The sequence below is a fragment of the Mycobacterium sp. NPDC049093 genome (genome assembly GCF_040704635.1).
Lineage (GTDB): Bacteria > Actinomycetota > Actinomycetes > Mycobacteriales > Mycobacteriaceae > Mycobacterium.
Window position 1 is genome coordinate 50,137 of record NZ_JBEZJS010000001.1, and the last position, 23,185, is coordinate 73,321.

A 23,185-nucleotide genomic window follows, 5' to 3' on the forward strand; every position below is an offset into this window, starting at 1 on the left:
CGGGACATCACGGTGTCACCAGGACTTTGCAGTGCCGGTCCGGCGAGGCGAGTTCGTCGAATGCGGTTGCGACGCCGTCGAGGCCGACGGTCCCGGTGATCATCGGTGCGACGTCGATCTCGCCCTCGGCGATGGCGCGCAGCGAGGTCGCGAACTCGGCCGGGTCGTAGCCGAAGACGAACTGGATGTTGATCTGTTTGGTGATCGCGTAGAACGGGTGCACCGTGTCGGGTTGCATGCAGACCCCGGCCACCACCAACCGGACGCCCGCGGGTGCGCGACGCAGCACGTCGTCGATGATTCCGGGGGCGCCGACCGCCTCGAACACCACTGCGGGCCGGCACTGATGAAACGGTGAATCCGCGGCCGGATCCAGCGTGGTGTGGGCGCCCATCGTGGCGGCGAGTTCACGCCGGGTAGGGGAGAAGTCCGACGCCACAATGGTTTCCACGCCCCGGAGCTTCAAGGCGGCGATGATCGCGATGCCGACGGGGCCGCACCCGACGACGAGTGCCGCCTCACCCGGTTCGATGCGCGACGCGTTGACCGCATGCAGGCCGACCGCCATGGGTTCGGTGAGCGCGGCGTGCGCGGCGCTCAGACCGTTGGGTACCGGGAGCAGCAGCGGTGTCGACAGCAGCATCTTCTCGGCGTAGCCGCCGACGGTGGTGTTGCTGTACACGATCGGTGAGATCCCGGCAGTGGAGATCAGCACCGGCACCGACGTCACCAGCGTCCCGGCGGCAGGAGCGTCGGCTCCCGGTCCTGCGTCGAGGATCTCGCCACTGAACTCGTGGCCCATGTAGACATCGCCGGCCAGGTCGATGTCCATGTCGGGCACGCCCTCCAGGTCGGCGCTCGCAGCCAGCATGTCGGCGCCGTGGGTGGCGAAATGCAGGTCGGACCCGCAGATCCCGCACGCCTTCACCTCGACCAGCACCTGCCCCGGGCCGGGCACCGGATCGGGTACGTCATCGCGGACGATCATCCGCCCGTCACGCAGGACCGCGGCGCGCATCAGTTCTTCTCCTCGGAGGTGTGTTCGGTGATTGCCTTGACGATCGCCTGCCCGGCGCGGCCCAGCAGTTGATCCCGCATGCCCTTGGCCCAGTCGTGCGACGCCCGCGCGGCCGTGAGTTGGCCTTTGAAGTGCGGGATCACCTCACGGGCGAACAGTTCGTAGGAGTGGAACGTGGCCGCCGGCGGTGCCCAGTCGTGGCCGAGGAGCAGGAGGGTGCCGAACCCGCCGGAACGGTCCAGCAGGTCCTGGATATAGGTGATCGCGTCGGCGGTGGTGCCGATGCAGCAATTGCCTCCTGCGGCATAGTTTTCCACGAACTCGTACGGGGAGCCCGTCCCCTCGACTTTCTCTGAAAGTGGCACGAAACCCGCTGCGCCGAAGTAGTTGGCGAAATCCTGCAGGCCGTACGTGCAGTCCTCGATGGCCTGCTCGCGGGTGTCGGCGAGGTGGATGATGCCGAGCACCCGCCAGTCTTTCCGGTCGGGTTCGGGCCGGCCGGATTTGGCAGCCTGATCGCGCACGGTGTCCCAGGTGGTCTCGATGGCCGCGTAGCCGCCGGGTACCGACATCGACAAGGACAGCAGGGACGTGCCCAACGCGCCGGCCAACCGTGGCCCGGACGGGGAAACCATTGCCGCGGTGGATATTTCCGGATACGGCCAGGTGTAGGGACGGATGTGCAGCGCGGCGTCTCGCAGGGTGAACCAGTCGGTCTTGCGGTCGATCCGTTCATCGGGCCCGGCGCGGAACAACGCCAGGATCGCCTCCAGGGATTCCTGCATCATCGGCCGCTGATCCATCGGGTCGATGCCCATCATGTAGGCATCCGACGGCAGCGCACCCGGACCTGTCCCGAACATCACCCGGCCGCGGGTGAGGTGGTCGAGCAACACCCAACGGTCGGCCACCATGAGCGGGTGGTGATACGGCAGGGAGACCACGCCGGTGCCCAACCGGATGTGCTTGGTCCGTTCGGCTGCGGCGGCGATGAACACCTCAGGGCAGGCGATGAGTTCGTAACCGCCGGAATGGTGTTCACCGAACCAGGCCTCGTCGTAGCCCAGCCGGTCCAGCGCCTCGACCCGATCCATGTCGTATTGCAGTGCGGTGGTGGGGGATTGGCCGACCGGGTGGAACGGCGTGATGAAGACGCCGAAATTCAACGGACTCATTTCAGACCCTCCAGGAACTCCAGCAGAACTTTGTTCACCTCATCGGGACGCTCCTGCTGCAGCCAGTGCCCGGCCCCGTCGATCAACACCTCGCGGTAGTCGCCGGTGGCCACGTCCCGCACCCGGTCGCGCGGGGTGAAGCCCAGCACCGGATCGGCGGTGCCGGCGACGAACAGCATCGGGACCGTGATGGTCTGGTGCGCGGTGGTTCCCGAATCAGGATCGGTGAGCTCCCAGTTCCGGTCGAAGTTGCGGTACCAGTTCAGTGGCCCGGTGAAGCCGGTCTCGGTGTAGGCCTGCACGTACCGCTCGAACTCGTCGGTGGTGATCCAGTCCGGCAGCGGCGGCAGTGGTCGATCCGACAGGCTGTCCGGGGGAGCGCTGATGCCTTCCATCGCGACCATGCGGCGCAGGGACTGACGGACGTCGGCGCCCAGTGCGGCGTCGGCGACGCCGGGCTCCTGGAAATACAGGATGTAGAAGAAGTTGTCTCCGACGATCTTGCGCCAGATCTGCGTCGGCGGCGCGGATGCCCGCGGGACCGGGGGCACGCTCAGCGCGGCCACCGCGGAGACCCGGTCCGGGAAGAACAACGGAAAGTTGGTGGCGACGGGCGAGCCCCAGTCGTGGCCGATCAGCACTGCCTTCTCGGCGCCGACCTCATCGAGCAACCCCGCGATGTCGGCGGTCAGCTCGGTGATGTTGTAGGCGTCGATCTCGTCGGGTCGCGACGAGCCACCGTAACCGCGCTGGTCGGGGGCCAGAACGTGGTAGCCGGCTGCGGCCAGAACCGGGATCTGATGACGCCACGAATACGCCAGCTCGGGAAACCCGTGGGCCAGCACCACCACCGGATTTCCGCGTTCACCCGCCTCGATCACCTTCAACGTCACGCCATTGGTATCGACTAACCGTTCGGTCGGTGTGAGCACGATCTCACCCAAGCACAGCGGTCCGTCGTCGGCTAGATACCGTCGGGAACTGCCGGACGTTGGTGTAGCGGTAGCCTAAAACTCTCAACTGCGCACGTTGGAAGGACCGGGCCGAACTCGGCCGAGTGATCGATGAACCGCAAAAATGTGATCCGTACGCTGACCGTCATCGCGGTCGTGCTGCTGCTGGGCTGGTCGTTTTTCTATTTCAGCGACGACACCCGTGGCTACAAACCCGTCGACACCTCGGTGGCGGTGGCCCAGATCGGTGCTGACAACGTCAAGAACGCCCAGATCGACGACCGCGAGCAACAGCTGCGGCTCGATCTGAAGAGCGGCAAAGAAGAGACCGAGAACAGCGACAAGGTCATCACGAAGTACCCGACCGGCTATGCGGTGAAGCTCGTCGATCAGCTCGATGCCAAGCACGTCAAGTTCGGAACCACCGTCAACCAGGGCAGCTTCCTCGGCTCGATGCTGATCTACATGCTGCCGCTGCTGCTGCTGGTCGGCCTGTTCGTGATGTTCTCCCGGATGCAGGGCGGCGGCCGGATGGGCTTCGGCTTCGGCAAGTCGAAGGCCAAGCAGCTGGGCAAGGACATGCCCAAGACCACGTTCGCCGACGTCGCAGGCGTCGACGAGGCGGTCGAAGAGCTCTACGAGATCAAGGACTTCCTGCAGAACCCGTCGCGCTATCAGGCGCTGGGCGCCAAGATCCCCAAGGGCGTGCTGCTCTACGGCCCGCCCGGAACCGGTAAGACCCTGCTGGCCCGCGCCGTCGCCGGCGAGGCCGGGGTGCCGTTCTTCACCATCTCCGGTTCGGACTTCGTCGAGATGTTCGTCGGTGTCGGTGCCTCCCGGGTCCGCGACATGTTCGAGCAGGCGAAGGCGAACAGCCCCTGCATCATCTTCGTCGACGAGATCGACGCGGTCGGTCGTCAGCGCGGAGCCGGCATGGGCGGCGGTCACGACGAGCGTGAGCAGACGCTGAACCAGTTGCTGGTCGAGATGGACGGCTTCGGGGATCGGCAGGGCGTCATCCTGATCGCCGCCACCAACCGGCCCGACATCCTCGACCCGGCCCTGCTGCGTCCCGGCCGTTTCGACCGTCAGATCCCGGTGTCCAATCCCGATCTGGCGGGCCGTCGCGCCGTGCTCAAGGTGCACTCGGCCGGCAAGCCGATCGCCCCTGACGCCGACCTCGACGGGCTGGCCAAGCGGACCGTCGGCATGTCCGGCGCCGATCTCGCCAACGTGATCAACGAGTCCGCGCTGCTGACCGCCCGCGAGAACGGGACCGTCATCACCGGTGCGGCGCTGGAAGAAGCCGTCGACCGCGTCGTGGGCGGCCCGCGCCGCAAGGGCCGCATCATCAGCGAGCAGGAAAAGAAGATCACCGCTTACCACGAGGGCGGGCACACCCTGGCCGCGTGGGCGATGCCCGACATCGAGCCGATCTACAAGGTCACCATCCTGGCCCGCGGGCGCACCGGCGGCCACGCCGTCGCGGTGCCCGAGGACGACAAGGGTCTGATGACCCGCTCGGAGATGATCGCCCGCCTGGTGTTCGCCATGGGTGGTCGCGCCGCCGAGGAGCTCGTCTTCCGCGAGCCCACCACGGGTGCGGTGTCCGACATCGAGCAGGCCACCAAGATCGCCCGAGCGATGGTCACCGAGTACGGCATGAGCTCCAAGCTGGGCGCGGTGCGCTACGGCACCGAGCACGGAGATCCGTTCCTGGGCCGCACCATGGGCACCCAGGCCGATTTCGGTCACGAGGTGGCCCGCGACATCGACGACGAGGTCCGCAAGCTCATCGAGGCCGCGCACACCGAGGCGTGGGAGATCCTCACCGAGTATCGCGACGTGCTCGACGCACTGGCCGGTGAGCTCCTGGAGAAGGAGACGCTGCACCGCGCCGAGCTCGAGGCCATCTTCGGCGACGTGAAGAAGCGCCCACGCCTGACCATGTTCGACGACTTCGGTGGCCGGGTGCCTTCGGACAAGCCGCCGATCAAGACCCCGGGTGAGATCGCCATCGAGCGCGGCGAACCGTGGCCGCCGCCGGTGCCCGAGCCTGCGTTCAAGGCCGCGATCGCGGCCGCCACCCGTGAGGCCGAGCGGGCCAAGGAGACCAACGGTGCCGGTGCCAACGGTGCCCCGCCGAACGGGTCGAACCAGAACGGCTCCACTCAGCCCGATTACGGTGCACCGGCCGGTTGGCACGCCCCGGGCTGGCCGCCCCCGCCGTCACAGCCGGGATACCAGCCGCCGCAGCAACAGCAGCAGCAACCGGGCTACTGGTACCCGCCGCCGCATCCGTCGGGATGGCAACAGCCCCAGCCGTACCCGTACCAGCCTTATCCTCATCCCGGCCAGCCTGCTCCCAATGAGGAGGCGGGTCAGGATGGCGGTCATGAGCGGGCCGACCGGTCCAACCCGCCGGCCCACGGCTGATCCGAGAACGGAGGCTTCGATGTCGCAGTCGTTGCGCGAGCATCACAACAACACCGATACGGCCACGCGGGTGTTCGATCAACCGCGCGCCGAGGCGGCTGTACGTGAGCTGCTGATCGCCATCGGTGAGGACCCGGATCGTCAGGGTCTGCTGGATACCCCGGCCCGCGTGGCGCGTGCGTACAAAGAGCTGATGGCCGGGCTGTACACCGACCCGGACGCGGTGCTCAACACCACCTTTGACGAGGAGCACGACGAGCTCGTGCTGGTCAAGCAGATCCCGATGTACTCCACGTGTGAGCATCACCTGGTGTCGTTCCACGGGGTGGCCCACGTCGGGTACATCCCCGGGGTGGACGGCCGGGTGACCGGACTGTCGAAGATCGCGCGTCTGGTCGACCTGTACTCGAAGCGCCCCCAGGTGCAGGAGCGCCTGACCGCCCAGATCGCCGACGCGCTGATGCGCAAGCTCGATCCGCGCGGAGCCATCGTGGTGATCGAGGCCGAGCACCTCTGCATGGCCATGCGCGGGGTCCGCAAGCCGGGCGCGGTCACCACCACATCGGCGGTACGGGGACAGTTCAAGACCGACAAGGCTTCTCGGGCCGAGGCGCTGGAACTGATCCTTCGGAAGTGAGCCCACCCGAGCCGATGGACCTTCGCGGGAAGCGCGTGCAGGTCATGGGGGTGGTGAATGTCACCGACGATTCCTTCTCCGACGGCGGCATGTTCATCGACCGCGACCGCGCGGTCGAACACGGGCTGGCGCTGGCCGCGGCCGGCGCGGCGATCATCGACGTGGGTGGGGAATCGACCCGGCCCGGCGCGGTGCGCATCGACCCTGCGGTAGAGGCGGCCCGCGTCGCCCCCGTCATCGAAGCGCTTACCTCCCAAGGCATCACGGTCAGCATCGACACCATGCACGCCGATGTGGCGAGGGTTGCGCTGGAACACGGCGCGCACATCGTCAACGATGTGTCCGGCGGCCTGGCCGACCCGAACATGGCACCACTGCTCGCCGAGGCCGGGGTGCCGTGGATCCTGATGCACTGGCGTTCGGTCGGCGCCGAGCAGCCGCACCGCGCTCCGGGCTACGGCGATGTGGTGGCCGAGGTTCGGGCCGAACTGCTGTCCGCGGTAGATGCCGCGGTCGCGGCGGGCGTCGCCCCGGAGCGGCTGATCATCGACCCGGGGTTGGGATTCGCCAAGACCGCTCAGCACAATTGGGCCCTGTTGCATGCGTTGCCCGAATTCATCGCGACCGGGATCCCCGTGCTGGTCGGTGCGTCGCGCAAGCGCTTCCTCGGTGCCCTGCTGGCCGGGCCGGACGGAACCCTGCGGCCACCGGACGGCAGGGAGACCGCTACCGCGGTGATCTCGTTGCTGGCGGCCCAGCACGGAGCCTGGGGTGTTCGGGTACACGATGTGGTGGCTTCCGTCGACGCGCTCGCCGTATTGGAAGCCTGGGAATCTGGAGGTCAGGTTGGCTGATCGGATTGAGTTGCGCGGCTTACGGGTTCGCGGCAACCACGGTGTGTTCGACCATGAACGCCGCGACGGCCAGGAGTTCGTCGTCGACATCACGGCGTGGGTGGATCTGCGCCGGGCGGCGGCGACCGACGATCTCGCCGACACGCTCGATTACGGCGCACTGGCCCAGCGGGCCGCCGACATCGTCGCGGGCCCGCCGCGGAACCTGATCGAGACCGTCTCGGCCGAGATCGCCGACGCCATCATGGCCGACGAACGTCTGCACGCGGTCGAGGTTGTCGTGCACAAGCCGAGTGCCCCGATTCCGCTGACCTTCGACGATGTCGCGGTGGTGGCCCGCCGGTCACGCCGCGGAGGTGCCCAATGACATCCACCGTCCTTTCGATCGGATCGAACATCGGCGACCGGCTGGCCCGGTTGCAGTCGGTGGTCGACGGCCTGGGGAACGCGGTTCGCGCGGTGTCGCCGGTATTCGAGACCGACGCCTGGGGCGGAGTCGAACAGAGTCCGTTTCTGAATGCGGTACTGCTCGCCGAGGATCCGAGCCTCGATTGCCACGACTGGCTGCGGCGCGGCCAGCGGCTCGAGGAGGATGCGGACCGGGTCCGGGAGCAGAAGTGGGGCCCGCGCACCCTCGACGTCGACCTGGTCACCTGCCATGACGGTGACGTGGAAGTGCTGTCGCGCGACGAGGACCTGACGCTGCCGCACCCGTTGGCTCACCTGCGCGCCTTTGTCCTGATCCCGTGGTTGGCGGTGGACCCGGATGCCACGTTGACCGTCGTCGGCCGGTCCCGGCGGGTCGCACACCTGCTGGAGGAGGTCGACCCTGCCGAACGCGCCGGAGTCAGGCCCACCGATCTGGCGCTGGACTTTCGCACCGAGCCGGCGGGCGACTGATGGGTCCGACTCGCAAACGTGACCTGGCCGGCGCGGTGGCTGTCGTCGCCATCGTCGGTTACGTACTGGTCGGAGTGCTTTACCGGTGGTTCCCGCCGCTGACGATCTGGACGGGGCTCTCCCTGCTGGCGGTCGCGATCGCCGAGGCGGGCTGGGCGTTCTATGTGCGGGCCAAGATCAACGACGGACAGATCGGGGTCGGGGCGGGCCGACTGCATCCGCTCACCGTCGCCCGGTCCGTCGTCATCGCCAAAGCCTCGGCCTGGGTCGGCGCCATCGTGGCGGGCTGGTGGATCGGGGTGCTGGTGTACCTGCTGCCCCGGCGCGGCGATCTGAGAGTGGCCGGCGAGGACACACCCGGCGCGGTGGTGGCTGCGCTCAGTGCCGTGGCGCTGATCGTGGCGGCGGTGTGGCTACAGCACTGCTGCAAGTCTCCCGAGGAACCGCCGGACAACGGCGATACCGCCACCGAGTGAACGATTTCGGCCAGGTAGTTGGCCGAATCGCCGCGGCGGTCCCCGGGCTAGATGACCCGTGACGGGTACAGTCGGCGCATGACCGTTCTGCCCCGCGGCGGCCGGCCACGGCGCGGCGGCCGAAGGCCAGGCTGGCTGCTCTTAACGGTATTGCTGGTGCTCGCCATTCTGGCCAGTTCCGCATTGGTGTTCACCGATCGCGTCGAGTTGCTGAAACTCGCCGTCATCCTGGCCCTGTGGGCTGCCGTGGTTGCGGCCTTCGTCTCCGTCATCTACCGGCGCCAGAGCGACCTGGACCAGGCCAAGGCTCGTGATCTGAAGTTCGTCTACGACCTGCAACTGGATCGCGAGATCTCGGCACGGCGCGAGTACGAGCTGACCGTCGAGACCCAGTTGCGCCGGGAACTGGCCTCCGAGCTGCGCGCCCAGGCCGCCGATGAGGTTGCCGCGCTGCGCTCCGAGCTGGCCGCGTTGCGGGCCAACCTCGAGATCCTCTTCGACACGGAGCTGGTGGACCGACCGGCCATCGAGACCGACAAGAGCGCGGTGCGGACCGCCGGCCGGGTCACCGCCAGTCGCCTGGACATACCGGCGGTCGAGGTCACCGACATTCGTATGTCGCGCACGCAGGAAAGCCCGATCATCGATGTCCCGGCCGAACCGCATCCGCCGGAGAGCGACTGGGGAACCTCAGGTGGGGTGCATCGGCTGCCGTCGCGGCCGACCCCTGCCGGCGAACCGGCCCGCCGTCGCCGGCGGCAGCCCGAACCGGCTCGCCAGCAAGAACCCCCGCGCCAGGAACCCCCGCGCCAGGAACCTCAGCCTCAGCCGCGGCCAGAACCGCAACCGGTGTCTCGACCGGAGCCCCGACCGGAGCCGCAACCCCAACCTCAACCCCAGGCGCGGCCGGAGCCCCAGCCGCGGCCGGAGCCGAAACCGCAGCCGGCCGCCCGCAGGCTGCCTGAGCCACCCTCGACCTGGGCGCCACCTCCACCCCCGCCGACGATGCCGCCGATGCAGCCGTCACCCACCATCGAAGCGCCGGAGCCGGAGCCGGAGCCCCCGAGCGCACCGCCTCCTCCGGCTGCCGAACCCGCGGCGACGGGCTGGCAACCGGCACCCGCCGAGGGGCAGTGGATTCCCGCGGGCGCGCCGGGCAGCAACTGGGCTGCGCCGGTGGGCCAGAACGGCGCCGCAACCGAGTACGTCGGCCGGCGGCGCGCCCCCGAATCGACCCCGGTGGCAACTCCAGCGCCCACGGCCGAACCAGCGCCGGCCCCCGAACCGGCACCCGAACCCGAACCGGCTCCGGCGCCCGCGATGTCACCAGGCCAGGCTCCCGAACCGCCCCGGGGCCGTCATTCAGCCGGAGCCGACCCCGGTCGGCCCGTGCCGGCTCAGCCGTCGCCGGCCTTGGCCACCGAGTCTTCGCAACCACCCGAGCCGCCGCGTCGGGCGTCGCGGCATCGCAGTGACGACGAGCCTGAGCCGCCGAACGGGCACCATGCCGACGGACAGTCGGTGAACGACCTGCTGGCACGGTTTCAGGCCGGTCGCTCCGAAGGCGGGCGTCGCAGGCGCCGCGAGGAGTGAGCTAGTCTCGTGACGACCGTCCGGTACCCGCAACGCGGGACTGGAACGTAGAACTATTTCAACCTGTGAGGTCGTCTGCGATGCAGCAGCCCCCTGCGAACGGGTGGTCCCCGCCTGAGGGATTGCGTCCGGCCAGGCTCAGCGTAGGCATCATTTCCGCTGGTCGGGTGGGCACTGCGCTGGGCTATGCGCTGGAACGCGTCGAACATGTGGTGGTGGCGTGCAGCGCGATTTCCGAGGCGTCGCGGCTGCGGGCGCAGCGCCGGCTGCCCGAAACGTCGGTCCTGCCGGTTCCCGAGGTGGCCCAGCGGGCCGAACTGTTGCTGTTGACGGTCCCTGACGCCGAGCTTCCGTCTCTGGTGTCGGGCCTGGCCGCCACCGGTGCGGTGCGACCCGGCACGATCGTGGTGCACACGTCCGGTGCCAACGGGGTCACGGTGCTGGCCCCGCTGACCGAGCAGGGGTGCATCCCGCTTGCCATCCATCCGGCAATGACGTTCACGGGCTCGGATGAGGACATCGCACGACTGCCCGACACGTGCTTCGGGATCACCGCCGCCGATGAGGTGGGATACGCGATCGGCCAGTCGCTGGTGCTCGAAATCGGTGGTGAGCCCTTCCGGGTTCCCGAGCACGCCAGAACGCTGTACCACGCGGCACTGGCGCATGCCAGCAACCATCTGGTCACCCTGGTGCTCGATGCGGTCGACGCCTTGCGGGCCGCGTTGCGCGGCCAGGAGTTGCTCGGTCAGGAACTCGTCGACGATGCTCCCGGTGGCCTGCCCGAACGTGTGGTGGGCCCGCTGGCCCGGGCCGCGCTGGACAACGCGATGCAACGTGGCCAGGCCGCGTTGACCGGACCCGTGGCGCGCGGGGATGCCGCCGCGGTGACCGCACACCTGAATGCGCTGCGCGCACTGGATCCGCAACTGGCCCAGGCTTATCGGGCCGACTCACTGCGTACGGCCCAACGTGCCCACGCGCCTGCGGGCGTGCTCGCAGCCCTCCGGGAGACGAGCCCGGAAACAGGTCCCGAAAACCGCCCTGAAACGAGTCACGGATGACCCCCAGCAACACGCCCAAGTTCGTCGCCGGCGAGCTGAACGTCTATTCGGCACCGGCCGATGTCGCCGCTGTCGCCCGCGCCCTGCGCGCCAGCGGGCGCCGGGTGACCCTCGTGCCCACCATGGGTGCGTTGCACGAAGGTCACCTGACTTTGATCAGGGCGGCCAAGCGGGTTCCCGGCGCGGTCGTCGTGGTGTCGATCTTCGTCAACCCGCTGCAGTTCGGGCCGAGCGAAGACCTCGACGCCTACCCGCGGACCCTCGATGAGGACCTGGCCGCACTGCGTACCGAGGGCGTCGAGATCGCTTTCACCCCAACAGGTTCGGATATGTATCCCAACGGCCCCCGCACCAGTGTGCAGCCCGGGACAGCCGGCGATGAACTCGAAGGCGCGTCGCGCCAGGGGCACTTCGCCGGTGTGCTGACCGTCGTGCTCAAGCTGCTCCAGATCGTCCGGCCGGACCGGGCCTTCTTCGGCGAGAAGGACTACCAGCAACTGGCACTGATCCGGCAGATGGTCACCGATCTCAACGTCGACATACAGATCGTCGGGGTGCCCATCGTCCGGGAATCCGACGGACTGGCGATGTCGTCGCGCAATCGGTACCTCGATCCCGACGAGCGGGAACAGGCCGGGGCGTTGTCGGCGGCCCTGTTGGCCGGCAAGTATGCGGCGGCAGGCGGGGCGTCGGCGGCGGTCGACGCGGCGCGGGCGGTGCTCGACGAGGTGCCCGCCATCGACGTCGACTATCTGGAGGTGCGTGACCCGATGCTGGGTCCCGCGCCGAGCGAAGGTCAGGCCCGGCTGCTGGTGGCCGCCCGGCTGGGCCGAACCCGACTGCTGGACAACATCTCTGTCGACATCGGAGCGTCGGCGGGAATCGACGGACATCCGCGCGTCGGCGACGGCGACAATCACGAACTGCCCTGGAGGAACTGATGCAGCGCACCATGCTGAAATCGAAGATTCACCGCGCCACGGTGACGCAGGCCGACCTGCACTACGTCGGCTCGGTGACCATCGACGCCGACCTGATGGACGCCGCCGACCTGCTCGAAGGTGAGCAGGTGACGATCGTGGACATCGATAACGGCGCCCGCCTGGTCACGTACGCCATCACCGGCGAGCGTGGCACCGGCGTGATCGGGATCAACGGTGCCGCAGCGCATCTCATCCACCCGGGCGATCTGGTCATCCTGATCGCCTACGGCGTGATGGAGGATGCCGAGGCCCGCGCCTATCGGCCGCGGATCGTATTCGTCGACGCTGACAACAAGCAGATCGACCTCGGTGAGCACGGCCACGATCCGGCCTACGTCCCCGAAGACGTGTCCGAACTGATGTCGCCGCGCTGATGCTGCTCGCCATCGACGTCCGCAACACCCACACCATCGTCGGGCTGATCTCCGGTTCAGGGGATCACGCGAAAGTGGTGCAGCAGTGGCGGATCCGGACCGAATCCGAGGTGACTGCCGACGAGTTGGCGCTCACCCTCGACGGCCTGATCGGTGACGACTCCGAGCATCTGACCGGGGCCGCCGGACTGTCGACGGTGCCGTCGGTGCTGCACGAGGTGCGACTGATGCTCGAGCAGTACTGGCCGACGGTGCCGCATGTGTTGATCGAACCCGGTGTGCGTACGGGTATCCCGCTGTTGGTCGACAACCCCAAGGAAGTCGGCGCGGACCGGATCGTGAACTGCCTTGCCGCCTATCACAAGTACGGCACTGCGGCGATCATCGTCGATTTCGGCTCGTCGATCTGTGTCGACGTGGTGTCGGCCAAGGGGGAGTTCCTGGGTGGGGCGATCGCCCCCGGTGTTCAGGTGTCCTCGGATGCGGCCGCGGCCCGCTCGGCGGCACTGCGGCGGGTGGAGCTGACCCGACCGCGCTCGGTGATCGGCAAGAACACCGTCGAGTGCATGCAGGCCGGTGCGGTTTTCGGGTTCGCCGGACTGGTCGACGGGCTGGTCCACCGGATCCGCGAGGACGTCGACGGATTCGCCGGCGACGACGTCGCGGTGGTGGCCACCGGCTACACCGCGCCGCTGGTGTTGCCGGACCTGCGCACAGTCGAGCACTACGACCGCCACCTCACGCTCGACGGCCTGCGGTTGGTGTTCGAGCGCAACCGCGACAGTCAGCGTGGCCGGCTCAAGCCCGCCAGATGAGCAGAACCATTTCGTCTTTGTTGTGAGGTTGTGCACACCGGGTCCGCAGTCTGTCCCCGTCAGGGTGCGGATAGGCCCCGCCGGCCTGTCGGCATGCAGTTAAGCGTTGGCGTGTTCATTTAAGCTGGCATTTTGTGAGCCCAGCCGATCGCGACGACGCGTCCCAGTCCCAGGCCGACCTTCCCGAGCAGTTCCGGATTCGTCAGGCCAAGCGGGAGCGGCTGCTGGCCGAGGGGCGCGAACCCTATCCGGTGACCGTTCCGCGTACCCACACTCTTGCTGAACTGCGCCGCGCCTATCCGGACCTGGCTGCCGATACCCAGACCGGCGCGACGGTCGGTGTCTCGGGCCGGGTGGTGTTCGCGCGCAATTCCGGCAAGTTGTGCTTCGCGACGCTGCAGGAGGGCGACGGTACGCAGCTGCAGGCGATGATCAGCCTGGCCCAGGTGGGCCAGGAGTCACTGGATGCCTGGAAGGCCGATGTGGACCTCGGCGACATCGTGTTCGTTCACGGCGAGGTGATCAGTTCCAAGCGCGGCGAACTCTCGGTGCTGGCCGACTCGTGGCAGATCGCGGCCAAGGCCTTGCGCCCGCTGCCCGTTGCTCACAAAGAGATGAGCGAAGAAGCGCGGGTCCGTCAGCGCTATGTGGATCTGATCGTGCGTCCCGAGGCGCGCAGCATCGCGCGTCAGCGGGTGGCGGTGGTGCGGGCAGTGCGATCGGCGCTGGAACGCCGGGACTTCCTCGAGGTCGAGACGCCCATGCTGCAGACGCTGGCCGGTGGGGCGGCGGCCCGGCCGTTCATTACCCACTCGAATGCGCTCGATGTCGATCTGTACCTGCGTATCGCGCCGGAACTGTTCCTCAAGCGGTGCATCGTCGGCGGATTTGACCGTGTTTTCGAGTTGAATCGGAACTTCCGTAACGAAGGTGTTGATTCCACGCACTCGCCGGAATTCTCGATGTTGGAGACATATCAGGCCTACGGCGACTACAACGATTCCGCGGTAACCACCCGGGAAATTATTCAAGAGGTTGCCGACGAGGCGATCGGAACCCGTCAAGTGCCATTGCCCGATGGCACTATCTACGATCTCGACGGGCAATGGGACACGTTGGAAATGTATCCTTCGTTGTCCGAGGCTCTGGGTGAGGAGATCACGCCAGAGACTTCAGTAGAGTACTTGTGGTCTATTGCCGATCGGCTCGAGGTGGAGATTCCGCGTGACCGCGGCTACGGACACGGGAAATTGGTCGAGGAACTCTGGGAACACACTGTCGGTGAGAAGCTGTGGGCGCCGACGTTCGTCCGTGACTTCCCGGTCGAGACTTCGCCGTTGACCCGTGCTCACCGCAGCATTCCGGGGGTGACCGAGAAATGGGACCTCTACATACGCCGTTTCGAGCTCGCCACCGGATATTCCGAACTCATCGACCCGGTAATCCAGCGGGAACGATTCGAGGCGCAGGCCCGTGCGGCCGCCGCCGGCGATGACGAAGCAATGGTTCTCGACGATGATTTCCTTGCTGCATTGGAGTACGCGATGCCGCCGACCACCGGCACCGGAATGGGTATCGATCGCTTGTTGATGGCGTTGACGGGGTTGTCTATTCGCGAGACGGTTTTGTTCCCGATTGTTCGTCGTCACGGTAACTGAGTCACGGAACTGAACTGCTCTGACCGACCCGTTGTTGGAAATATGCGTGTTTTGTGGCACATTGGGGCGCGGGTGCAGGATACTCAGGCGTAAGTCACCAATGCGTAAGCAGAAGGGTTCGGTGCGGGGTAATGGCTAAGAAAGTGACCGTCACGTTGGTCGACGATTTCGACGGCGAAGCCACCGCCGACGAGACGGTCGAATTCGGCCTCGACGGTGTCACCTACGAGATCGACCTTTCCTCCAAAAATGCCACCAAGCTCCGGAACGACCTGAAGCAGTGGGTGGAGGCCGGCCGCCGGGTCGGCGGGCGTCGGCGTGGACGGGCGGCAGGCCCGGCCCGTGGCCGCGGTGCCATCGACCGCGAGCAGAGCGCCGCCATTCGCGAATGGGCCCGTCGGAACGGCCACAACGTATCGACGCGTGGCCGCATCCCCGCTGATGTCATCGACGCATTCCACGCCGCAACATAGACGACCGCAACGTAACCGATAGTTGCCAGCTCCGGACCGGTGAGAATTCCCGGTCCGGAGTTTTTCGCTAGTGGCGAACCCGAATCGAGCGGTTTTCGGAAACGAATCGTCTACCGGCGGCGTTGCTCATCTGCAGCACTCGATGTGGACAGCTTGTCCTGGGTCCAACCTCCGCACCCGGGACGGCCGCCCATTAGAGTGGACGGTAGGTACTACGTGCGGGCTACGAGAAAACCGATATAACGAAGCCGTACGCGGGTATCGCTACGCGATGGAGAGCAGGTAACCACCGATGTTTGAGAGATTTACCGACCGTGCCCGCAGGGTCGTCGTCCTGGCGCAAGAAGAAGCCCGGATGCTCAACCACAACTACATCGGGACCGAGCACATCCTGTTGGGTCTTATTCACGAGGGCGAGGGCGTAGCCGCCAAGTCGCTGGAGTCGTTGGGCATCTCGCTGGAAGGCGTGCGCAGCCAGGTCGAGGAGATCATCGGCCAGGGCCAGCAGGCACCGTCCGGTCACATCCCCTTCACGCCACGCGCCAAGAAGGTGCTGGAGCTTTCCCTGCGTGAGGCGCTGCAGCTCGGCCACAACTACATCGGCACCGAGCACATTCTGCTCGGCCTGATTCGTGAGGGCGAAGGCGTCGCCGCGCAGGTGCTGGTCAAGCTCGGCGCCGAGTTGACGCGCGTGCGCCAGCAGGTCATCCAGCTGCTGAGCGGCTACCAGGGCAAGGAAGCCGCCGAGGCCGGCACCGGTGGCCGTGGTGGCGAGTCGGGCAACCCGTCGACCTCTCTGGTCCTCGACCAGTTCGGCCGCAACCTCACCGCCGCCGCCATGGAGGGCAAGCTCGATCCGGTCATCGGCCGCGAGAAGGAAATCGAGCGGGTCATGCAGGTGCTGAGCCGTCGCACCAAGAACAACCCGGTGCTGATCGGCGAGCCCGGCGTCGGCAAGACCGCCGTCGTCGAGGGGCTGGCGCAGGCCATCGTGCACGGCGAGGTCCCCGAGACGCTCAAGGACAAGCAGCTGTACACCCTCGACCTGGGGTCGCTGGTGGCAGGCAGCCGCTACCGCGGTGACTTCGAGGAACGCCTGAAGAAGGTCCTCAAGGAGATCAACACCCGCGGCGACATCATCCTGTTCATCGACGAGCTGCACACGCTCGTCGGTGCGGGTGCCGCCGAGGGCGCCATCGACGCGGCCTCGATCCTGAAGCCCAAGCTGGCCCGTGGCGAGCTGCAGACCATCGGCGCCACCACCCTCGACGAGTACCGCAAGTACATCGAGAAGGACGCTGCCCTGGAGCGCCGGTTCCAGCCGGTCCAGGTCGGTGAGCCGACGGTCGAGCACACCATCGAGATCCTCAAGGGTCTGCGGGACCGCTACGAGGCGCACCACCGCGTCTCGATCACCGACGGTGCGCTGGTGGCCGCGGCCACCCTGGCCGACCGCTACATCAACGACCGGTTCCTGCCGGACAAGGCGATCGACCTGATCGACGAGGCCGGCGCCCGGATGCGTATCCGCCGGATGACCGCTCCGCCAGACCTGCGCGAGTTCGACGAGAAGATCGCCGACGCCCGCCGGGAGAAGGAGTCCGCGATCGACGCGCAGGACTTCGAGAAGGCTGCGAGCCTGCGTGATCGGGAGAAGACCCTGGTCGCTCAGCGCGGTGAGCGTGAGAAGCAGTGGCGCTCAGGCGATCTCGACGTTGTCGCCGAGGTCGATGACGAGCAGATCGCCGAGGTGCTCGGCAACTGGACCGGCATCCCCGTGTTCAAGCTGACCGAGGCCGAGACCACGCGCCTGCTGCGCATGGAGGACGAGCTGCACAAGCGGATCATCGGCCAGGAGGACGCCGTCAAGGCCGTCTCCAAGGCGATCCGCCGTACCCGTGCCGGTCTGAAGGACCCGAAGCGCCCGTCCGGCTCGTTCATCTTCGCCGGTCCGTCCGGTGTCGGTAAGACCGAGCTGTCCAAGGCGCTGGCCAACTTCCTGTTCGGCGACGACGACGCGCTCATCCAGATCGACATGGGCGAGTTCCACGACCGCTTCACCGCGTCGCGGCTGTTCGGTGCCCCTCCGGGCTACGTCGGCTACGAAGAGGGCGGCCAGCTCACCGAGAAGGTCCGTCGCAAGCCGTTCTCGGTCGTGCTGTTCGACGAGATCGAGAAGGCTCACCAGGAGATCTACAACAGCCTGTTGCAGGTCCTGGAAGACGGTCGTCTCACCGACGGTCAGGGCCGCACCGTCGACTTCAAGAACACGGTGTTGATCTTCACCTCCAACCTGGGCACGTCCGACATCTCCAAGGCGGTCGGACTGGGCTTCAGCCAGGGCGGCGGCGAGAACAACTACGAGCGGATGAAGCAGAAGGTCAACGACGAGCTGAAGAAGCACTTCCGGCCGGAGTTCCTCAACCGCATCGATGACATCATCGTGTTCCACCAGCTGACGCAGGACGAGATCATCCAGATGGTCGACCTGATGATCGGCCGAGTCGGCAACCAGCTGAAGGCCAAGGACATGGAGATGCAGCTGACCGACAAGGCCAAGTCCCTGCTGGCCAAGCGTGGCTTCGATCCGGTGCTCGGTGCCCGCCCGCTGCGGCGCACCATCCAGCGCGAGATCGAGGACCAGCTCTCCGAGAAGATCCTGTTCGAGGAGCTCGGCCCGGGCCAGTTGGTGACGGTCGACGTCGAGGGCTGGGACGGCGAAGGCGCCGGGGAGGACGCGAAGTTCACGTTCTCCGGTGCGCCCAAGGCGGCCGGTTCCGACGGTCCGGATCTGGCCAAGGCCGCAGCGACGGCCGAATAAGGTCCATGACGAAGAATGCCCCCGCCGTAAATGGCGGGGGCATTTTTCATACCTGTTTCACACCTGCCCTAGGGAGAACTCCTGCGCGGTAGTTAGGATGCTGCTGTAATCGACAGGCAAAGGAACTTGGTGAGAATCCAAGACGGCCGCGCCACTGTAAAAGTCAGACCCTGACCTGTCATGACACGGACTGGGACGCGAATTCCCGGAAAGGCACGTAGATGACTTCCACTGACGCACGCAAGGTGCATGCCCGGCCGATCGACCTGTCGGCGACCAAGGCGGTGCTCTGGCTGACCCTGTCGGCGTTCGTCGCCCTGCTGGCCCTCTACTTCGTCGGCATGGATCAGGGTGCGACGTCCGTGTTCGGCAACAACACCTACGTGCACGAGTTCGTGCACGATGCCCGCCACCTGCTCGGATTCCCCTGCCACTGACGCAGCGGAGAAACCGGACAAATGGAAAGACAACTCATCGGGCGCGGCATTCTGGCCGGCGCCCTAGCAGGCGTGCTCGCCTTCCTCTGGGCGAAGCTGCTGATCGAACCGGTCATCGGCCGGGCCATCGACTTCGAGAACGGTGTCGGCGCGGCGCATGAGGCCGCCGAACACGCACACGGTGCGGGCGGGCATTCCCACGGCGGCGAAGGCGCCGAGGTGTTCACCCGCGGCGTGCAATCCAACATCGGGATGGGTCTCGGCGTCCTGATCTTCAGCGTGGCGATGGGCGCGCTCCTGGCAGTCGTGTTCTGCGTGGCATACGGCCGGATCAGCCTCTCGGCGCGAGCACTGGCGGCGCTGACCGCCGGCGGCATGCTGGTCTCGTTGTGGATCGTCCCCGCGCTCAAGTACCCGCCCAACCCGCCGGCGGTGAGCCTCGACGAGACGATCAAGCAGCGGACCCTGTTGTACGTGCTGCTGGTGGTGGTGTCGGCCGCCCTGTTCGTCGGCTCGATCCTGCTCGCGCGTCGGCTCACGCCGAAGCTGGGGGTGTGGAATGCCTGCCTGATCGGTATCGCGGACTACGTGGTGTCGATGGCTGTGGTGTTCCTGATCCTGCCGGGCATCCATGAGACCCCGTCGGCGTTCCCCGGCGACGACCTCTACGAGTTCCGGCTGTACTCGCTGGGGACGCAGGTGGTGATCTGGGCGACCATCGGGTTGGTGTTCGGGGCGCTGGCGTCGAAGGTGCTCGGTGAGAAGAAGCAGTCCGTCAGCGCGTGACTTCGGTGATTCTCGATGAGTGAGGTCGTCCGGCTGTCGTTGGTGTCGCATGCGATGACCGACGCCATGGCGGCCGGACGATTCCCCAACGACGAACCGCTGAACCAGTTGGGCCATCGGCAGGCCGACGCGACCGTCGATCTCGGCGTCGTCGACGCGGCCTACTGTGCGCCGGAGAAACGGGCCCGGCAGACCGCGGAACTGCTCGGCCTGCCGGCGGCGGTCGAACCTCAGCTGGCCGACCTGGACTTCGGGAGTTGGCGCGGGACCGTTCTGAGCGGCGTCCAGCCGGCGGACCTGGCGGTCTGGCTCACCGACCCGACCCGGGCACCACACGGCGGCGAGTCGGTGGTCGATCTCGTCCAACGGGTGCACGGCTGGATGGACAGCCTGGCCTCGGCGCGGGGACAGCTGGTGGCCGTCACCCACCCCGCGGTGATCCGCGCGGCCATCCTGGTCGCGTTGGATGCGCCACCGAAATCGTTCTGGCGGATCGACATCGCACCGATGAGCCGCACCGTCATGAATTTCCGCGGTCAGGCCTGGACGCTGCGTAGCGCCACTTCGTGAGGCTCTAGATCTTCGCCACCATCGCGTCAAGGATGTTCTGTTGCTGCGCCATGAATCCGAGCCCGCGAAGCGACACGTCAACCAGGGTATTGCCCTTGACTGCGAATCCGCGTTCGACGACGAACTGTCCCTCTGTTCGCGGCGCGTGCGAATACCCCTCCGGTTCGGCTCGCCCGACGTACAGATCCACCCCTGCTGCAGGGCCCGTTGAGGCGGATCCCATGTTCTCCACCGTCCCGTTGTTCATCTCGTAGGTCTTGCCAGTTCCGGCCAGGGTGAGAGTGAGCCCTGTGCGTGTGCCGCACGCATTGACCCGCTGCGCATAGGTCGCCAGCGCAGCATTGGCAGCTTCGGGGCTGTCGAAGACGATGGCGGCCTGCGTCACCGACTGCGTCGCGTTTGGACCCGGCTGTCCCATGGTCACTGAGCGAATCTCCCGGTACTCGAGGCCTTCGAAACCTGATGCGGTCCCGGCGAAGTACATCGGGGCGCAGGTGGGATCACTGACGGTGCCCTGTGTTCCGGGGAGTTCCTCAGGCTGGTCGAGTTGGGGATATGCCGCGAAGTCGGTGATCTGCGACGGTGTGACAAAGTACGGAAACCCGCGCTCCTCGTTCATCAGTTTCCGCATTTCGTCGAGGGACAGAAGGGGTGCGGCGGGCGTGAAGCTTCGGTCGGCTGGTCCAGGACCGACCGTGACTGTCGGCGTCGTGCTTGCCGACGCTGACGGGGACGGCGGCGCCGACACCGGTGAGTTCGGCTCAGGCGCCGGCGTCGGATCACCTGCGCCCCGGGTAGATATCCACACGACCAGCCCGATGACCACGGCCACGATGACGACGTAGGACACCGTCAGGCCGATGAGCGCCCGGTCGCGGCCGCGTTGTCCGGTGCGACGGATCTGTCGGAGGGCAAGGTGTCCGAGGGCGGCACCCACGGGTGCGAAGACTGCGGCGAACACCACCGACAAGGTGGCCAGAGTGTTGACTTCGGGTTGCGGTTGATCGGGCGGCTGGTGCCCCGTCGGGGTGAAATTCGGTGGCCCGCCGAATGGTCCAGCCACAGAACCGCCGCCAAATGGGTCATTCACCGGTCCAGGCGGCGGCCAGTAACCTCCATGCGTCACGGTGGGAGCCTAACTCGCAGCGGTTGACCGGCTGCGCAGCAATCCAATCGCGGTCAGGTCACTGGGGGTCGAAACTGTTGATGCGCCATTGCCCGTCGACCTTCTTCATGCCAACCCGCACCGCGCTCTGACTGGTGGACGGGTCCGGGTTGGCCGCGCTGGTGCTGACCTGATTGACGAACACCAAAGCTGCTGCCGTGTCGGGGTTGTCGATGGAGATGACACCGGACTGCACGACGGTTGCAGTGGTATTGACGTGCTTCTGCCGCGCGGCGGGGATGACGGACGTTTCGGTGAAGTTCTTGTAGTAGTCGGCGAAGTCGCCGGTGGTGACGGCGAGCGCCGCGGCGACGTCCTGCTCGACGGTGTCGGACGAGTAGGACAGGATCTTCACGGTGTTGGTCGCCGCGGCGTCGGTGACGGCCTGCCGTAGATCGGCCTGATCTGCGAGGGCCACCGGTGCCGGGCGACTCTTCACGATCAGCTGGATGCCGCCGAGCGCCCCGAGCACTGCGATACCAACGGCCAACGCGGCGTTGATGATCCACAGAGCAGTCTGGCGGCCGGTCACGATGCGAACTCGACATTCGAGGCCTTGAAGGCCCCGTCGACTTTCTCGACGGTGACGATCAGCCGCCAATTTCGGGGAGCCTGGTCGCCGGAGTCGTTCTTGGGCTGCGCCGTCGCCGCGATGAGAACAACGGCGCTTTCGCCGTGGTGGTCGATGGACTTGAGTGCCACCGACTTGGTGCTCGCAGTCGTGGTCACGCCCGTGGCTTTCAATGTCTGGACGAAAGTGTCACGCGTTTTCGCGAATTGGTCGTGGAACGTTCCGGTCGCGTTGTCCAGGATCCAGTCGACGTCGGCCTCACTTGTCTGTGGACTGATGGACATCATCCGTTCGGTGAACCCCTTGGCGAAGTCGGCATACGGCTGCCACTGCGTCGAGGCAGCCGCCTGAGGTGTGGGGCGCGACCATTGCCAGGCGGTGAACCCGCCCGCGCCGGCCAGCAACACGAGAAGCACCACCATGACGGCCACTGCCGCAGCCGTCCCGCGAGGTGATGCAACCGGGACAGCGAATTGGGTTGGCACTCCGGTAGGGACGGCGAAGTGTGCCGGTGCCGCAGCCATCGGGGCGATCGCAGGCATGGTCACCTGCTGATGGATCGACTGCGGCGCACCGAAGGCGGCGCCGGCGAGTGCCTGCGCAAAATCCGAGCATTTCGGATAGCGGTCGCCGGGCGACTTGGCCAACGCTCGCGCGAAAACGGGGTCCAGTCGGGCCAGCTCGGGCCGGAACTGGGACAACGGGGGTGGCGCTGCACTGAGGTGCTTCCCGATCACCACCGCAGGATTGGTGTCGACGAACGGCGGTGCGCCCGCCAAGAGGTGAAATACCGTGGCCGCCAAGGCGTATTGGTCGGTGCGGCCATCGAGCTGCGCGCCCAGCAACTGCTCGGGGGCGGCGTAGGCCACGGTGCCCACCGTGGTGTTGGTTGCGGTCAGTCCGCTGATGTCCCCGGTGCGGCGGGCAATGCCGAAATCGGCGAGCAGGATGCGTTGATCGGCGTGGTCGCTCTCTCCGAGCAGAATGTTGGCGGGCTTGACGTCGCGGTGCAACATCCCGTGGCCGTGCGCGTAGTCCAAGGCGGAGGCGACCGCGGTCGCGATCGCCGTCACCTGGACCAGCGGCAGACCCCCGGGATACGCCCGCGCCAGATTCGCGGCGTCCCGGCCGCGAACGTAATCCATCGAGATCCACAGTTGGCCGTCGGCCTCGCCACGGTCATGCAGGGCAACGATGTTGGGATGCCACAAACTCGAAGCCAGTTCGGCTTCTCGGGTGAACCGGTCGCGATAGCCGGGGTCCTGCGAGGCACTGGCCGGCAGAATCTTGACGGCCTCCTGGCGTGGCAGGCGCGGGTGCTCAACCAGATAAACCTCGCCCATCGCGCCGGAGCCCAGCGGCTGCACCACCGTGAACCCGGCGAAATTCGACCCCGTCTGCAGCGGCATGCAGCGGATCGTACCGA

23 protein-coding genes and 1 riboswitch are annotated in these 23,185 nt (G+C 66.8%); of the genes, 17 read left to right on the forward strand and 6 right to left on the reverse strand.

The window, feature by feature from the left end; all coding sequences use genetic code 11:
• Nucleotides 1–7: 7 nt before the first annotated feature.
• Genes AB0876_RS00255 through AB0876_RS00265 form a run of 3 tightly spaced genes read right to left on the reverse strand, consistent with a single transcriptional unit; the run spans nucleotide 8 to nucleotide 3,125 of the window.
• Complete coding sequence (locus tag AB0876_RS00255) at nucleotides 8–1,018, reverse strand: zinc-binding dehydrogenase (RefSeq protein WP_491837611.1); 1,011 nt, start codon at nucleotides 1,016–1,018, stop codon at nucleotides 8–10.
• Nucleotides 1,018–2,193, reverse strand: coding sequence for an LLM class flavin-dependent oxidoreductase (locus tag AB0876_RS00260; RefSeq protein WP_491837612.1), 1,176 nt, complete (start codon nucleotides 2,191–2,193; stop codon nucleotides 1,018–1,020). Before AB0876_RS00260 ends, AB0876_RS00255 begins: the two co-directional genes overlap by 1 nt.
• Nucleotides 2,190–3,125 carry an alpha/beta fold hydrolase gene (locus AB0876_RS00265; RefSeq protein ID WP_491837613.1) on the reverse strand — a complete coding sequence of 312 codons (936 nt, stop codon included), beginning with the start codon at nucleotides 3,123–3,125 and terminating at the stop codon, nucleotides 2,190–2,192. Before AB0876_RS00265 ends, AB0876_RS00260 begins: the two co-directional genes overlap by 4 nt.
• Nucleotides 3,126–3,257: 132 nt before the next feature.
• On the opposite strand from AB0876_RS00265, the gene ftsH reads away from it, so the two are divergent.
• The 17 genes from ftsH (at nucleotide 3,258) to AB0876_RS00350 (ending at nucleotide 20,023) form a co-directional block, all read left to right on the forward strand.
• Entirely contained in the window at nucleotides 3,258–5,582 is a 2,325-nt protein-coding gene (gene ftsH, locus AB0876_RS00270; RefSeq protein ID WP_526040872.1) for an ATP-dependent zinc metalloprotease FtsH, read from the forward strand.
• Between the two features lie 19 nt (nucleotides 5,583–5,601).
• Nucleotides 5,602–6,219, forward strand: coding sequence for a GTP cyclohydrolase I FolE (folE, locus tag AB0876_RS00275; RefSeq protein WP_055118027.1), 618 nt, complete (start codon nucleotides 5,602–5,604; stop codon nucleotides 6,217–6,219).
• Between the two features lie 14 nt (nucleotides 6,220–6,233).
• Nucleotides 6,234–7,073: a dihydropteroate synthase gene (gene folP, locus AB0876_RS00280; protein WP_491837743.1), complete on the forward strand. Its 840-nt coding sequence runs from the start codon at nucleotides 6,234–6,236 to the stop codon at nucleotides 7,071–7,073.
• Nucleotides 7,066–7,440, forward strand: coding sequence for a dihydroneopterin aldolase (gene folB, locus AB0876_RS00285; RefSeq protein WP_491837615.1), 375 nt, complete (start codon nucleotides 7,066–7,068; stop codon nucleotides 7,438–7,440). Before folP ends, folB begins: the two co-directional genes overlap by 8 nt.
• Nucleotides 7,437–7,973, forward strand: a complete 537-nt coding sequence (folK, locus tag AB0876_RS00290) for a 2-amino-4-hydroxy-6-hydroxymethyldihydropteridine diphosphokinase (protein ID WP_491837616.1) — start codon at nucleotides 7,437–7,439, stop codon at nucleotides 7,971–7,973. The genes folB and folK overlap by 4 nt, the downstream gene beginning before the upstream one ends.
• The gene (locus AB0876_RS00295) at nucleotides 7,973–8,449 is read left to right on the forward strand and encodes a DUF3180 domain-containing protein (protein WP_418009540.1); all 477 of its coding nucleotides are present in this window, start codon (nucleotides 7,973–7,975) and stop codon (nucleotides 8,447–8,449) included. The genes folK and AB0876_RS00295 overlap by 1 nt, the downstream gene beginning before the upstream one ends.
• A 78-nt stretch (nucleotides 8,450–8,527) precedes the next feature.
• Complete coding sequence (locus AB0876_RS00300) at nucleotides 8,528–10,042, forward strand: DUF6779 domain-containing protein (protein WP_526040873.1); 1,515 nt, start codon at nucleotides 8,528–8,530, stop codon at nucleotides 10,040–10,042.
• An 80-nt stretch (nucleotides 10,043–10,122) separates the two neighbouring features.
• Complete coding sequence (locus tag AB0876_RS00305; RefSeq protein WP_526040874.1) at nucleotides 10,123–11,106, forward strand: Rossmann-like and DUF2520 domain-containing protein; 984 nt, start codon at nucleotides 10,123–10,125, stop codon at nucleotides 11,104–11,106.
• Nucleotides 11,103–12,047, forward strand: coding sequence for a pantoate--beta-alanine ligase (panC, locus tag AB0876_RS00310; protein WP_491837619.1), 945 nt, complete (start codon nucleotides 11,103–11,105; stop codon nucleotides 12,045–12,047). Before AB0876_RS00305 ends, panC begins: the two co-directional genes overlap by 4 nt.
• A complete protein-coding gene (gene panD, locus AB0876_RS00315; protein ID WP_491837620.1) occupies nucleotides 12,047–12,463 on the forward strand; it encodes an aspartate 1-decarboxylase in 417 nt (138 codons plus the stop codon). The genes panC and panD overlap by 1 nt, the downstream gene beginning before the upstream one ends.
• Nucleotides 12,463–13,278, forward strand: coding sequence for a type III pantothenate kinase (locus tag AB0876_RS00320; RefSeq protein ID WP_064883937.1), 816 nt, complete (start codon nucleotides 12,463–12,465; stop codon nucleotides 13,276–13,278). Before panD ends, AB0876_RS00320 begins: the two co-directional genes overlap by 1 nt.
• Before the next feature lie 134 nt (nucleotides 13,279–13,412).
• A complete protein-coding gene (gene lysS, locus AB0876_RS00325; RefSeq protein WP_491837621.1) occupies nucleotides 13,413–14,936 on the forward strand; it encodes a lysine--tRNA ligase in 1,524 nt (507 codons plus the stop codon).
• A 131-nt stretch (nucleotides 14,937–15,067) separates the two neighbouring features.
• Nucleotides 15,068–15,409 carry a histone-like nucleoid-structuring protein Lsr2 gene (gene lsr2 / locus AB0876_RS00330; protein ID WP_036442478.1) on the forward strand — a complete coding sequence of 114 codons (342 nt, stop codon included), beginning with the start codon at nucleotides 15,068–15,070 and terminating at the stop codon, nucleotides 15,407–15,409.
• 292 nt (nucleotides 15,410–15,701) lie between these two features.
• The gene (gene clpC1, locus AB0876_RS00335; protein WP_491837622.1) at nucleotides 15,702–18,230 is read left to right on the forward strand and encodes an ATP-dependent protease ATP-binding subunit ClpC; all 2,529 of its coding nucleotides are present in this window, start codon (nucleotides 15,702–15,704) and stop codon (nucleotides 18,228–18,230) included.
• 78 nt (nucleotides 18,231–18,308) lie between these two features.
• A riboswitch (cobalamin riboswitch) is annotated at nucleotides 18,309–18,501 on the forward strand.
• A complete protein-coding gene (locus AB0876_RS00340) occupies nucleotides 18,476–18,667 on the forward strand; it encodes a CbtB domain-containing protein (protein ID WP_491837623.1) in 192 nt (63 codons plus the stop codon). It overlaps the preceding riboswitch by 26 nt.
• Before the next feature lie 21 nt (nucleotides 18,668–18,688).
• On the forward strand, nucleotides 18,689–19,453 hold the full coding sequence (locus AB0876_RS00345) for a CbtA family protein (protein WP_526040875.1): 765 nt from the start codon (nucleotides 18,689–18,691) through the stop codon (nucleotides 19,451–19,453).
• Between the two features lie 15 nt (nucleotides 19,454–19,468).
• A complete protein-coding gene (locus tag AB0876_RS00350; RefSeq protein ID WP_526040876.1) occupies nucleotides 19,469–20,023 on the forward strand; it encodes a histidine phosphatase family protein in 555 nt (184 codons plus the stop codon).
• Nucleotides 20,024–20,027: 4 nt separating this feature from the next.
• Here the strand turns inward: AB0876_RS00350 and AB0876_RS00355 are convergent, their stop codons facing one another.
• The 3 genes from AB0876_RS00355 to AB0876_RS00365 form a co-directional block, all read right to left on the reverse strand.
• Nucleotides 20,028–21,086, reverse strand: a complete 1,059-nt coding sequence (locus AB0876_RS00355; RefSeq protein WP_526040877.1) for a sensor domain-containing protein — start codon at nucleotides 21,084–21,086, stop codon at nucleotides 20,028–20,030.
• Nucleotides 21,087–21,207: 121 nt separating this feature from the next.
• The gene (locus tag AB0876_RS00360; RefSeq protein ID WP_491837626.1) at nucleotides 21,208–21,720 is read right to left on the reverse strand and encodes a hypothetical protein; all 513 of its coding nucleotides are present in this window, start codon (nucleotides 21,718–21,720) and stop codon (nucleotides 21,208–21,210) included.
• Complete coding sequence (locus tag AB0876_RS00365; RefSeq protein WP_526040878.1) at nucleotides 21,717–23,168, reverse strand: serine/threonine-protein kinase; 1,452 nt, start codon at nucleotides 23,166–23,168, stop codon at nucleotides 21,717–21,719. Before AB0876_RS00365 ends, AB0876_RS00360 begins: the two co-directional genes overlap by 4 nt.
• Nucleotides 23,169–23,185 lie beyond the last annotated feature (17 nt).

Excerpts from the sequence above, each read along its gene's own strand:
- panD (WP_491837620.1), top strand. The coding sequence starts at position 12,047 with ATGCAGCGCACCATGCTGAAATCGAAGATTCACCGCGCCACGGTGACG.
- clpC1 (WP_491837622.1), top strand. The coding sequence starts at position 15,702 with ATGTTTGAGAGATTTACCGACCGTGCCCGCAGGGTCGTCGTCCTGGCG.
- lsr2 (WP_036442478.1), top strand. The coding sequence starts at position 15,068 with ATGGCTAAGAAAGTGACCGTCACGTTGGTCGACGATTTCGACGGCGAA.
- folE (WP_055118027.1), top strand. The coding sequence starts at position 5,602 with ATGTCGCAGTCGTTGCGCGAGCATCACAACAACACCGATACGGCCACG.
- AB0876_RS00260 (WP_491837612.1), bottom strand. The coding sequence starts at position 2,193 with ATGAGTCCGTTGAATTTCGGCGTCTTCATCACGCCGTTCCACCCGGTC.
- folK (WP_491837616.1), top strand. The coding sequence starts at position 7,437 with ATGACATCCACCGTCCTTTCGATCGGATCGAACATCGGCGACCGGCTG.
- AB0876_RS00345 (WP_526040875.1), top strand. The coding sequence starts at position 18,689 with ATGGAAAGACAACTCATCGGGCGCGGCATTCTGGCCGGCGCCCTAGCA.
- AB0876_RS00255 (WP_491837611.1), bottom strand. The coding sequence starts at position 1,018 with ATGCGCGCCGCGGTCCTGCGTGACGGGCGGATGATCGTCCGCGATGAC.
- AB0876_RS00350 (WP_526040876.1), top strand. The coding sequence starts at position 19,469 with ATGAGTGAGGTCGTCCGGCTGTCGTTGGTGTCGCATGCGATGACCGAC.
- panC (WP_491837619.1), top strand. The coding sequence starts at position 11,103 with ATGACCCCCAGCAACACGCCCAAGTTCGTCGCCGGCGAGCTGAACGTC.
- AB0876_RS00295 (WP_418009540.1), top strand. The coding sequence starts at position 7,973 with ATGGGTCCGACTCGCAAACGTGACCTGGCCGGCGCGGTGGCTGTCGTC.
- AB0876_RS00365 (WP_526040878.1), bottom strand. The coding sequence starts at position 23,168 with ATGCCGCTGCAGACGGGGTCGAATTTCGCCGGGTTCACGGTGGTGCAG.
- folP (WP_491837743.1), top strand. The coding sequence starts at position 6,234 with ATGGACCTTCGCGGGAAGCGCGTGCAGGTCATGGGGGTGGTGAATGTC.
- AB0876_RS00305 (WP_526040874.1), top strand. The coding sequence starts at position 10,123 with ATGCAGCAGCCCCCTGCGAACGGGTGGTCCCCGCCTGAGGGATTGCGT.
- AB0876_RS00320 (WP_064883937.1), top strand. The coding sequence starts at position 12,463 with ATGCTGCTCGCCATCGACGTCCGCAACACCCACACCATCGTCGGGCTG.
- AB0876_RS00300 (WP_526040873.1), top strand. The coding sequence starts at position 8,528 with ATGACCGTTCTGCCCCGCGGCGGCCGGCCACGGCGCGGCGGCCGAAGG.
- ftsH (WP_526040872.1), top strand. The coding sequence starts at position 3,258 with ATGAACCGCAAAAATGTGATCCGTACGCTGACCGTCATCGCGGTCGTG.